This window comes from Ideonella sp. (genome assembly GCF_041918995.1).
Classification (GTDB): Bacteria; Pseudomonadota; Gammaproteobacteria; order Burkholderiales; family Burkholderiaceae_C; genus Ideonella.
On sequence record NZ_JAYRUN010000002.1, the window covers coordinates 282,589 to 293,791 of the forward strand.

Consider the following 11,203-nt stretch of genomic DNA (forward strand, 5'->3'; position numbering starts at 1 on the left):
CGCAGGCGTTGCGCGATCCATTCGCTCCACGCACCGTTTGTCTCCTCCACCTCCTCAACGGTGGATTCAGCCCGGGTCGTTCGCGTCCCGGGCTTTTTTCTGCCCGCGCCACCGGCGCTGGCCTCGAAGACCCTGCAGCCGGCTGGCATATCATGCGGCACTGCAACACGGTGCCCTTCGGGCACCGGCACCTTCCCGCCGACGAGGAGAGACGCCATGGCCGGCGCCGCCCGCCAGGCGCGCGCCCCCCGCGCGCGCGACCCCTACCCCAGCTCGACCGACTACCTGCGCCGCATTCTCACGGCCAAGGTGTACGACGTGGCGCGGGAGACGCCCCTCGACAGCGCACGGTCGCTGAGCCGCCGTCTCGGCAACACCGTGCTGCTCAAGCGCGAGGACTGCCAGCCGGTCTTCAGCTTCAAGCTGCGCGGCGCCTACAACAAGATGGCGCACCTGCCGCCCGATGCGCTCGCCCGGGGCGTCATCTGCGCGTCCGCCGGCAACCACGCCCAGGGCGTGGCGCTCGGCGCCCACCGCCTCAAGTGCCGGGCCGTGATCGTGATGCCCACGACCACGCCGAAGGTCAAGGTCGACGCCGTCGCGGCCCTGGGCGGGGAGGTCGTGCTGCACGGCGACAGCTACTCCGACGCCTACCTGCGCGCCCTGGAGATCGAGAAGGCGCAGGGCCTGACCTTCGTCCATCCGTTCGACGACCCCGACGTGATCGCCGGCCAGGGCACCATTGCCATGGAGATCCTGCGCCAGTGCGAGGGGCCCATCGATGCAGTGTTCGTGGCCATCGGCGGCGGCGGGCTCATCTCCGGCGTCGCGGCCTACATCAAGGCCGTGCGCCCGGAGATCCGCGTCATCGGCGTGCAGACGGTGGATTCCGACGCCATGGTGCGCTCGGTGAAGGCCGGCCGCCGCGTGACGCTGCCGGATGTGGGCCTGTTCGCCGACGGCACCGCCGTCAAGCTCGTGGGCGAAGAGACCTTCCGGCTGGCGCGCGAGCTGGTGGACGACTACGTGGTCGTGGACACGGACGCCGTGTGCGCCGCCATCAAGGACGTGTTCCAGGACACGCGCTCCATCGTGGAGCCGTCGGGCGCGCTGGGAGTGGCGGGGCTCAAGCAGTACGTGGCCACCCACAAGCCCAAGGGCAAGACCTTCGTGGCCGTGACCTGCGGCGCGAACATGAACTTCGACCGCCTGCGCTTCGTCGCCGAGCGCGCGGAGTTCGGCGAACAGCGCGAGGCCTTGTTCGCGGTCACCATCCCCGAGGAGCGCGGCAGCTTCCGCCGCTTCTGCGAGCTGCTGGGTCCGGCCGGCCAGCCGAGGGCCGTCACCGAGTTCAACTACCGCATCTCGGACGAGCGCGTGGCGCATGTGTTCGTGGGCCTGGCGATCAGCCGGCGCGACGAAGCCGACAAGATCGAGCGCCACTTCATCCGCCACGGCTTCCCGACCGTGAACCTCACCGACGACGAGCTCGCCAAGGAGCATGTGCGCCACATGGTGGGCGGCCGCAGCGAACTGGCCCGGGATGAACGCCTGTACCGCTTCCAGTTCCCCGAGCGGCCGGGTGCCCTGATGCGCTTCCTGGCGGCGATGCACCCCGACTGGAACATCAGCCTGTTCCATTACCGCAACCAGGGTGCCGATTACGGGCGCATCCTGGTGGGCATCCAGGTGCCGAAGGCCGACAAGCGGGCCTTCAAGGACTTCCTCGCCTCGCTGGCCTATCCCTGCGTGGACGAGACGGACAACCCGGTCTATCGGCTGTTCCTGCGCTGACTCGCGGCGCGCCGCCCGCGCCTCTCGTGCGCGGGGCTGGCCTGCCGGGGCCCGCGGGCCTACCATGGGACCCTCGCCCTGCGGAGGTGCGCCATGGCCCCATCCATCGCCCTTGTGCCCCGCGGCGTCCACGGCATGCGCCCGTGGCTCGCCGCCCTGGCGTGCGCCGCGCTGCTCCCCTGGTGGGCCGGCTGCGCCACCCCAGGCAGCGCGGCCTTCCCCTTGCCGCCGCTGCGCGACGACGCCTTCGGCACCCCGCCCGAGTCCCTGGCGCCGGAGCAGGTGTTCGCACTCAGCCCCGCGATGCGCGCGTACGCCACCCAGCTGCTCGCCCCGCGCCGGCAGGGGCCCGAACACCAGCGCCGCCTGATCACTGCGCTGCAGAGGGACGGCCTGCTGCACCTGGAGTACGACGCGGCACGCACGCGCACCGCCAGCGAGGCGTTCGAGGCCCGCGCAGGCAACTGCCTGTCCTTGGCCATCATGACCGCCGCGCTGGCGCGCGAGCTGGACCTGCCGGTGGTGTTCCAGGCGTTCGACGCCGGTGACGACAGCTTCAGCCGCGCGCCCGGCCTGGTCGTGGCCAATGGGCACGTCAACCTCCTGCTGGGCCGCCGGCTGATCGATCGCGCCCGGGACCTGGGCACGAGCGGCCAGCTCGTCGTGGACTTCGTGGCGTCGACCGACGCCCCCACCCGCGGCGGCACGGTCGTGGACGAGCGCCGCATCCTCGCCATGTTCTTCAACAACCGTGCCGCCGAGGCGCTGGTGGCCGGCGACCTGGACCTGGCCTATGCGTCGGTGCGCGCCGCGCTGCAGCAGGACGCCGGCTTTGCGAGCGCCGCCATCACGCTTGGCCTGGTCTACCAGCGCCGGGGGCTGGCCGAGGACGCCGAGCGCGCGCTCGCGCATGCCCTCGCACTCCAGCCGGACAACCCGCAGGCGCTGGCCAACATGGCGCTGTTGCTGGACAGCGTGGACCGGCCGACAGACGCCGCGCGCTACCACGATGCCTTGCGCCGCGTCGAGCGGGTGGCGCCGTTCCACTACCTGGACCTGGGGCGCGCTGCGCTGGCGCGGGGCGACCACACGGCCGCCATCGCGCTGCTGCAGCGCGAGCTGGCGCGCGACCCGCTGTACCACGAGGTGCACTACTGGCTGGCGGTGGCGCAGGCGGCGGCCGGGCGCGCGGCGGTGGCCGACCGGCACCTGGCACAGGCGGTGGCCCACAGCACCACGCGCGAGGAGCACCGGCTCTATGCCGCGAAGCTGGACCGCCTGCGCGCCGCGTCCGACCGGGGCCGCGCGAGCGACCGCGGTGCACCGAAGGGCGAGGGTGAATGGCACTGAGTGCCTGCCTGGCGCGCTGAATCCACCGGGGCCGCCCAGGCCGCGTGATGGAGCGTGTCCATCGAGGTGGGGGTCGACCGGGTGCCCGGGCGACCCCGCCACGCGCCCGGCGCCGGCCGGGGCGGGATGTCCGGCACCCACCGCGAACCCGCCCCCCCCCCTGTGGGCGCCGCTGGCGTTCTCCCCTTGCATAACGGATCGCCCGCGCAGGACCCGACATGCACCGCAAAAAAAAGTGCGGCCGCGTGCGTGGCGGCCCGTGCCGCGCAGCGACCAATTGCCCCGCCCCCGCGCGCCAGCTAGAGTCGCGCCGGTGCGTGCGCCTCCCGTGCAGCCTGTGGCGCCGCCTGACCTCCGTGCATGACCCACGACATCACCCTGCTGCTTCGCGACGCCGCCGCGGGCGACCGCCAGGCGGCCGACCAGGTCGTCTCGATGATGTACGCCGAGCTCCAGCGGCTGGCGCGCAGCCGCCTGCGCCGCGCAGGCGACCTCACCTTGCTCGACACCACCTCGCTCGTCCACGAATCCTGGCTGCGCCTGTCGCGCGGGGCCGGGGTGGATTTCACCGACCGCGGGCATTTCCTCGCCTACGCCGCCCAGGTCATGCGCAGCATCGTCGTGGACCTGCTGCGCAGCCGCCAGGCCGAGCGGCACGGTGGCGGGGCCTGGCACGTCACGCTGAACACCCAGGTGGCCGAGTCCGTGGCCCGGCACGAGGACGAGGTGCTGCGCGTGCACGAGGCGCTGGACGACCTGGCCGCCACCGAGCCTCGCCTGGCGCAGGTGGTGCAGATGCGCTACTTCGGCGGGCTGTCGGAGGCGGAGATCGCCCAGTGCCTGGGCGTCACCGAGCGCACCGTGCAGCGTGACTGGCAGAAGGCGAGGCTCTACCTTGCGCTGGCGCTGAAGTGAGCGTGGCCTCTTCCCCGGCCGCCCCGGTGGTGGACAAGGCCCGGTGGCCGGTCCTCAGCCCCTACCTGGACGAACTGCTCGACCAGGAGCCGGCCGAGCGCGCCGCCCGGCTGGCCACGCTGCGCGCCCAGGACCCTCGGCTGGCCGACGAACTGCAGGCGCTGCTCGCCAGCCTGCAGTCGCTCGACGAAGAGGCCTTCCTGCAGGCGCCCGCCATGCCGGCGGCCGATGCGTGCCTGCAGGGGCAGGCCGTCGGGCCCTACGTGATCGAACACGAACTGGGCCAGGGTGGCATGGGCAGCGTCTGGCTCGCCCACCGCGCGGACGGCCGCTTCGACGGCCAGGTGGCCATCAAGTTCCTGCATGCCAGCCTGGCGCCGCGCGCCGACGCCGAGCGCTTCGCACGCGAAGGCCGCATCCTGGCGCGCCTGGCCCATCCGCACATCGCGCGCCTGCTCGACGCCGGCGTGCACGCCCCGCCGGGCCAGATTGGGGTCGGGCAGCCGTACCTGGTGCTGGAGTACGTCGACGGCGTGCCGATCGACCGCTACTGCGACGAACACCGGCTCGACATGCCGCAGCGCCTCGCGCTGTTCCTCGACGTGCTGTCGGCGGTCGCCCATGCCCACCAGCGGCTCATCCTGCACCGCGACATCAAGCCGAGCAACATCCTGGTCACCCGGGACGGCCAGGTGAAGCTGCTGGACTTCGGCATCGCCAAGCTGATGCGACGCGCCCAGGGCGGCACCACCACCGGCGCACCGGCCACCGAGCTCACGCGGCGCGCGGGCCGTGCCTTCACCGTGGCCTATGCGGCGCCCGAGCAGCTCCAGGACGGCGAGGTCACCACCGCCACGGACGTCTACGCCCTGGGTGTGCTGCTGTACGTGCTGCTGGGCGGGCGCCACCCCACCGGCGAGGCCACCGCCACCGCGGTGGACCAGATGCGCGCCACGCTGGAGCAGGTCCCGCGGCGGCTGTCGGACGCCGTGCGGCGTGGCGGCGGCCCGCAGGCCGCCCGCCTGGCCCGCGCGCTGCAAGGTGACCTGGACACCATCGTCGCCAAGGCGCTGAAGAAGTCGCCCGCGGAGCGTTACCCGCATGCCGAGGCCCTGGGCGACGACCTGCGGCGCTACCTGGACCACGAGCCCATCCAGGCCCGGCGCGACACCGCCGCGTACGTGGCCGCCAAGTTCGTGCGCCGGCATCGCGTGGGCGTGGCCGCCGCCGCGTCCGTGGTCGTGGCGCTCGGCGCCGGCCTCGGCGTGGCCCTGCACGAGGCGGACGAGGCGCAGCGGCAGCGCGAGCAGGCCGAAGGGCTGATCGAGTTCATGCTGGGCGACCTGCGGCAGCGGCTGCAGCCGGTGGGCCGGCTGGACGCCCTGGATGCCGTGGGCGAACGGGCACTCGCCTACTACGCCGCCCAGGACCTGGCCCAGCTGGACGCCGACTCGCTCGGCCGCCGCGCCCGGGCCCTGCACCTCATGGGCGAGATCGCCGACGACCGGGGCGACCTCGCCCAGGCCGGGCACATGTTCAACGAGGCAGCCGACACCACCGCCGCCCTGGTGCAGCGCGCGCCCGGCAACGGCCAGCGCCTGTTCGACCACGCGCAGAGCCTGTACTGGGTGGGCTACCTGGCGCGCCGGCGCGGGCTGGCGGACGAGGCCGAGCGGGCCTTCGACGGCTACCGGGGCCTGGCGGACCGGCTCGTGGCCCTGGACCCCTCGCGCCTGGACTGGCGCATCGAGCAGGCGCACGCCCACCAGAACCTGGGCATCCTGGCGCTGGAACGGTCCCGCCCGGCCGAGGCGCTGGACGCCTTCCAGCGCGCACGCGACATCTTCGCCTCGGCATCGACCGCGCGCCGCGACCTGCGCTTCGAATGGGCCAACTCGCTGGGCTGGGCCGCCAAGGCCAAGGAGGCCCGCGGCGACCTCGCGGGCGCCCTCGCCTTCCAGCGCGAGAAGCAGACGGTGCTCGCCCACGCGGGCGCAGCGGGCGACCGCCACAGCGAGCGCCTCATCGCCCACGCGCTGCACGAGCAGGCGCGCCTGCAGGTGGCGATGGGCCAGGGGGCCCAGGGCCTGGAGGCGGCGCGGCAGGCGAGCACGCGCATCGACGCCCTGGTGGCCCTGGACGACAGCAACCTGGCCTGGCAGGCGCAGGCGAACCTCTCCCGCCTGGCGCTGGCCGAGGCCGAGTGGGCCGTGGGCGACCGGGATGCGGCGCGCGCCCGGCTCGGCCAGGCGGCCAGCGACGTGGAGCGGCTGCTCGGCCGCGCGGTGGACCGGCCGGCGTGGCGGCTGGTGCAGCGCGGCGCGCTGCTGCGCCTGCAGGCCGCCCTGCAGCCGCCGCAGCCGGCGCTGCAGGAGGCGCTGCAGGCCTACGTGGCAGACGCCGACGCCCTGGCGCAGGCCGGCCGCGCCTTCGACGCCGAGCAGACGCTGGCCATCGCGGCCGCCGAGGTGCTGCTGGCCGAGCACCTGGCGCCCGGGCAGGCGGCGCAGGCCGCGGCACGGCGCGAGCGGGCCGCGCAGCGCCTGCTGCAGGCCAGCACCCAGGGCGACCCGGCCGCCATGCTGTGGCGCGCCCGGGCCCTGTGGGCACTGGGCCGCCGCCCAGCGGCCCAGGAACTGATCACGCGACTGCAACACGAGGGATATCGGCACCCCGACATGGCCGATCTGCAGAAAACGGCCGCCAGCCCGAGCGGGGCGGGCGAGCGGCCATCCACCTGACACAGGGAGCCCCCATGCCAACCGTCACCGTCACCGTCAGCGCCACCGGGCGCATTACCTGCACGCCCGACCCCGTGCCCGTCAGCGGGGCGGACCAGACCATCAGCTTCGTGCTGGAGACCTCGACCTACCGCTTCCCCACGGCCAATGCAGTCGTGGTCAAGACGGCGCCGAACAGCCAGTTCCCCCAACCGGCCCAGACGGAGGCCACGCAGCTGGTGACCCTGTTCGACGCCAATACCGACGCCCTCACCTACGACTACACCGTGCGGGTGGTGCGCAAGTCGGACAACGCGGAGCTGGAGCTCGACCCGAGCATCGAGAACGGCAAGTGAGCCGCCAGCCGGTGCGCCCGCGGGCCCGCCCGGGGCGCACCGTGCGGGCCTGGGCTCAGCCGCACTGGCCCACGTAGCCGCAGGCGGTGCAGAAGTCGCAGCCGTCCTTGTGGATGAGCGTGGCGTTGCCGCACTCGGGGCAGGGCTTGCCGGCGAGCACGGGCACCGCCACGTCGCCCGTGGGCTTGGGGGCCGGCGCCTCCAGGATGCCCATCTCGTGCAGCGGGAAGCCGTGCTCGTCCAGCACGCCCAGCATGGCGTAGCGGTGGATGATGAGGCGCGCCACGTAGGCCACCGTGCTGGGCCACACCTGCTGGCGCCGCTCGCCGGGCACCGGCGCCATGAAATGGCCCAGCGGCTCGCCCACGTTGAGCAGCTTGCGCAGCTTCATGCCGATCCACGCCGGGTCGATCACCCGCATGTCCAGCGACAGCAGGCGCGCCAGGCCGTCGAAGGCCTTGGGGTAGTTGCCCGAGAAGCCCACCGCGCAGGGCCGGGTGACGAAGCCCGTGGGGGACACGCGCGGGTCGCTGGTGGCCAGCGACACCTCCTTCAGCGTGAGGGTGAAGGATTCACCCGTGGCCGGGTTGTCCACGTCCACCGCCCAGGCCAGCGTGCCCGAGGTGCTGGTGCGCGGCTCCTCGCGGCTGAACAGCGCGTCCATCACCGGAGTGGGGCCGCCGTCCTGCAGCGCGCCCAGCTGCTCGCAGCGCCAGCGGATGACGCTGGCCGTGGCGGCAACGACGCCCGGGAACAGCCGCTTCTCGCCGGTGGGGGGGAAGGGCATCTCGAACGAGCGCTCCTCGGCCACCGTGGCCAGCGCATCGAGCTTGAGCTTGAGCCACTGCGCGTCGTTGGTGCGCATGTCCATGGACAGCGTCTTGGCCAGCGCGCCCAGGCCACGCGGCTGCTCGGCGCCGTTGACCCACACCTCGAAGGGCAGCGTGGCGCCGAACAGGCCGGTGCTGGGGCCGGCCTCGGCCGGCAGCTCGCCCACGAACAGCGAGAAGTCGCCGTGCGGGTGCTGGATGAGGTAGCTCCAGGCCGGGTTGCCCGCCTTCAGCTCGGGCCGGCCGGGCCAGCGCAGCGAGGTGAGCACCGGGGCCGGCAGCTTGTCGAGCGTGAGGCGCTGGTTCACCGCGTCGGTGGCCAGCGGGGCCGGCGCCACCGGGGCGGCCGGCGTGTCCACGCTCAGCACGGACCCCAGCACCGCATTGGGCCGGTAGGTGGCCAGGCCCTTGAGGCCGGAGCGCCAGGCGGTGAGGTACAGGCCCTGGAAGTCCTCGTACGGGTAGTCGGCCGGCACGTTCACGGTCTTGCTGATGGACGTGTCGATGCACGGCGCCACCGCGGCCACCATCAGCGCATGCGCCTCGGCACTCATCTCGAGCGCGGTGACGAAGGCCTCGGTCAGCGGCGCGTCGGGGCCCTTGAGGTGGCGGTACAGGCGCCAGGCGTGGTCCTCCACCGCGTATTCCTTGAAGCTGCCATCGGGCATGCGCTTCTTGCGGGTGTAGGTCCAGGAGAACGGCGGCTCGATGCCGTTGCTGGCGTTGTCGGCGAAGGCCAGGCTGATGGTGCCGGTGGGGGCGATGGACAGCAGGTGCGAATTGCGCAGGCCCTGGGCGCGGATCCTGTCCTTCACCTCGCCGGGCAGGCGCGAGGCGAAGCTGGTGCCCGTGAGGTACAGGTCGGCGTTGAACAGCGGGAAGGCGCCGCGCTCGGTGGCCAGCTCGGCGCTGGCAAGGTAGGCGGCGTCACGCATGGTCTCGCTGATGCGGCGCGCCATCTCGCGCGCCTCGGGCGTGTCGTAGCGCAGGCCGAGCATGATCAGCGCGTCACCCAGGCCGGTGAAGCCCAGGCCCACGCGGCGCTTGTTGCGCGCCTCCTCGGCCTGCTGCGGCAGCGGCCAGACGGTCACGTCCAGCACGTTGTCCAGCATGCGCACCGCCGTCTTCACCACCTCGCTGAAACCCGCGGCATCGAAGCCCGCGCCCGGCTCGAAGGCGCGCGTGACGAAGTGGGTGAGGTCGATCGAGCCCAGGCAGCAGCAGCCGTACGGCGGCAGCGGCTGCTCGGCGCAGGGGTTCGTCGCCGCGATCGTCTCGCAGTAGTTGAGGTTGTTGTCGACGTTGATGCGGTCGAGGAACAGCACGCCCGGCTCGGCGTGGTCGTAGGTGGACCGCATGATCAGGTCCCACAGCTTGGCCGCCGCCACGCGGCGGTACACCCACAGGCCATCGGCCCGGCGGTGGGCGCCGGCCGCCTTCTGGGCGGCACCGGGCTCGGCGCGGTGCACCAGCTCCACGTCGGTGCCGGCCAGCACGGCCTGCATGAACTCGTCGGTCACGCCGACCGAGATGTTGAAGTTGCGCAGGTCACCCTCGTCCTTGGCGCGGATGAAGGTCTCCACGTCGGGGTGGTCGCAGCGCAGCACCGCCATCTGCGCGCCGCGCCGGGCGCCGGCGGATTCCACCGTCTCGCACGAGCGGTCGAACACGCGCATGTAGCTCACGGGGCCGGACGCACTGGACTGCGTGGAGCCCACCCAGGCGCCTTGCGGCCGGATGCGCGAGAAGTCGTAGCCCACGCCGCCGCCGCGGCGCATGGTCTCGGCCGCCTCCGTCAGGGCCGTGTAGATGCCGGGGAAGCCCTCTTCCACCTGGGCGATGGAGTCGCCCACCGGCTGCACGAAACAGTTGATCAACGTGGCCGTGAGGTCGGTGCCGGCGGCCGAGTTGATGCGGCCGGCCGGCACGAAGCCGCGGCGCTGCGCCTCCACGAAACGCTGCTCCCACAGGGCGCGCTGCTCCGGCGCCTCCACGGCGGCCAGCGCCCGGGCGACGCGCAGGCGCACCTCGTCGAGCGTACGTTCGTCGCCCTTGGCGTATTTCTCGAGCAGCACCTCGGCGCTGATGGGCTGCGGCGGCAGGGCGGCCGGGGTGGGGGTGGCGGAGCGGGTGGCGGCGGTGCGGCGGGTGGTCGTCATGGTGTCACTGGGTATAAGCACAGGATCATGCCGCAAAGGCCTGGGGCCCGGCGGCGCCCACCCATGCGATTGCGGTGGATTTGAGCAGGCACAATGCCGGCCTTTCGAGCCGAGCCGCCCCTGCGCCCCCCGCCGCCCATGACCGCCACCGACCCGACCCCGCCGGCGCCGCCCGCCGATGCGCCTGCCCCGCTCCCGGCCGCCGAGGCCACTCCGGCGGAGCCGGTGAGCGCCCACTCCGAGCTTGAGGCCGCGTCGACCGACGATCGGGCCGAGCTCGGGGCCGACGCCGCCCCGGAAGCGGCCGCCCCGCGCCTGTCGCCGGAGGCCTGCGCGGCCGAGCTCAAGGCGCGCTTCCCCGCGCTCTTCGCCGGTGCCGCCAAGCCCGTGAAGCTGCGCATCCAGGCCGACATCCAGGCGCGTGCCCCCGGGGTGTTCACCCGCGCCACCCTGTCGGGTTTCCTGCGGCGCCACACCGGCAGCACCAGCTACCTCATCGCCCTGACCCAGGCGCCCCAGCGCCTGGACCTGGATGGCCAGCCGGCCGGCGAGATCAGCGCCGAGCACCGCCAGGCTGCCGCCGACGAGCTGGCGCGCCGCCGCGCGCTGCGCGACAGCCGGCGCCAGGCCGACGAGGCCGCGCGGCGCGACCGGGCGCTGCTGCTGCGGGCCTTCGAGACCACCACGCTCACGCGCGAGAACTTCTGTGCGCTCAAGGGCATTGCCCCCGACGCGCTGGACACCGTGCTGGCCCAGGCACGGCAGGAAGCCACCGAAGCGCGCCAGGCGCGCGAGCAGGGTCCGGGCGGGCACCGCCCCGGCGGACCCGGCCCCAGGCGTGACGGCCCCGGCCCGCGACGCGACGGCCCGCGCCGCGAGGGCGGTGGTCCGCGGCGGGAGGGCCAGGGCCCCCGGCCGGACGGCGGCGCGCCCCGCCCGCCGCGGCGCGGCCGCTGAGCGCGGCCCGACGCCCGGCGCCGCGTGGCGCCTGGCGCCGTCGCCGCCGGGCGGATGCGGGCGCGGCGACGGGCCATTTCGTCGGCGCCTGGACGGTTTCGTCCGCGGCCGCGCCGTTCATC

7 protein-coding genes are annotated in these 11,203 nt (G+C 73.6%); 6 read left to right on the top strand and 1 reads right to left on the bottom strand.

The window, feature by feature from the left end; genetic code table 11:
- Nucleotides 1-216 precede the first annotated feature (216 nt).
- The 5 genes from ilvA (at nt 217) to ACE3UN_RS03065 (ending at nt 7,135) form a co-directional block, all read left to right on the top strand.
- On the top strand, nt 217-1,794 hold the full coding sequence (ilvA, locus tag ACE3UN_RS03045; protein WP_374673438.1) for a threonine ammonia-lyase, biosynthetic: 1,578 nt from the start codon (nt 217-219) through the stop codon (nt 1,792-1,794).
- Nucleotides 1,795-1,887: 93 nt separating this feature from the next.
- Nucleotides 1,888-3,144 carry a hypothetical protein gene (locus ACE3UN_RS03050; RefSeq protein ID WP_374673439.1) on the top strand — a complete coding sequence of 419 codons (1,257 nt, stop codon included), beginning with the start codon at nt 1,888-1,890 and terminating at the stop codon, nt 3,142-3,144.
- Nucleotides 3,145-3,504: 360 nt separating this feature from the next.
- Nucleotides 3,505-4,059, top strand: a complete 555-nt coding sequence (locus ACE3UN_RS03055) for an ECF-type sigma factor (protein ID WP_374673440.1) — start codon at nt 3,505-3,507, stop codon at nt 4,057-4,059.
- A gap of 2 nt (nt 4,060-4,061) precedes the next feature.
- Entirely contained in the window at nt 4,062-6,800 is a 2,739-nt protein-coding gene (locus tag ACE3UN_RS03060) for a protein kinase (RefSeq protein ID WP_374673441.1), read from the top strand.
- Between the two features lie 14 nt (nt 6,801-6,814).
- Complete coding sequence (locus ACE3UN_RS03065) at nt 6,815-7,135, top strand: hypothetical protein (protein ID WP_374673442.1); 321 nt, start codon at nt 6,815-6,817, stop codon at nt 7,133-7,135.
- Between the two features lie 55 nt (nt 7,136-7,190).
- Here the strand turns inward: ACE3UN_RS03065 and ACE3UN_RS03070 are convergent, their stop codons facing one another.
- The gene (locus ACE3UN_RS03070; RefSeq protein ID WP_374673443.1) at nt 7,191-10,124 is read right to left on the bottom strand and encodes an adenosylcobalamin-dependent ribonucleoside-diphosphate reductase; all 2,934 of its coding nucleotides are present in this window, start codon (nt 10,122-10,124) and stop codon (nt 7,191-7,193) included.
- 138 nt (nt 10,125-10,262) lie between these two features.
- Between ACE3UN_RS03070 and ACE3UN_RS03075 the strand changes: the two genes are divergently transcribed.
- Nucleotides 10,263-11,081, top strand: coding sequence for a ProQ/FINO family protein (locus ACE3UN_RS03075; protein ID WP_374673444.1), 819 nt, complete (start codon nt 10,263-10,265; stop codon nt 11,079-11,081).
- Nucleotides 11,082-11,203: the final 122 nt, after the last annotated feature.

Excerpts from the sequence above, each read along its gene's own strand:
- ilvA (WP_374673438.1), top strand. The coding sequence starts at position 217 with ATGGCCGGCGCCGCCCGCCAGGCGCGCGCCCCCCGCGCGCGCGACCCC.
- ACE3UN_RS03050 (WP_374673439.1), top strand. The coding sequence starts at position 1,888 with ATGGCCCCATCCATCGCCCTTGTGCCCCGCGGCGTCCACGGCATGCGC.
- ACE3UN_RS03055 (WP_374673440.1), top strand. The coding sequence starts at position 3,505 with ATGACCCACGACATCACCCTGCTGCTTCGCGACGCCGCCGCGGGCGAC.
- ACE3UN_RS03065 (WP_374673442.1), top strand. The coding sequence starts at position 6,815 with ATGCCAACCGTCACCGTCACCGTCAGCGCCACCGGGCGCATTACCTGC.
- ACE3UN_RS03070 (WP_374673443.1), bottom strand. The coding sequence starts at position 10,124 with ATGACGACCACCCGCCGCACCGCCGCCACCCGCTCCGCCACCCCCACC.
- ACE3UN_RS03075 (WP_374673444.1), top strand. The coding sequence starts at position 10,263 with ATGACCGCCACCGACCCGACCCCGCCGGCGCCGCCCGCCGATGCGCCT.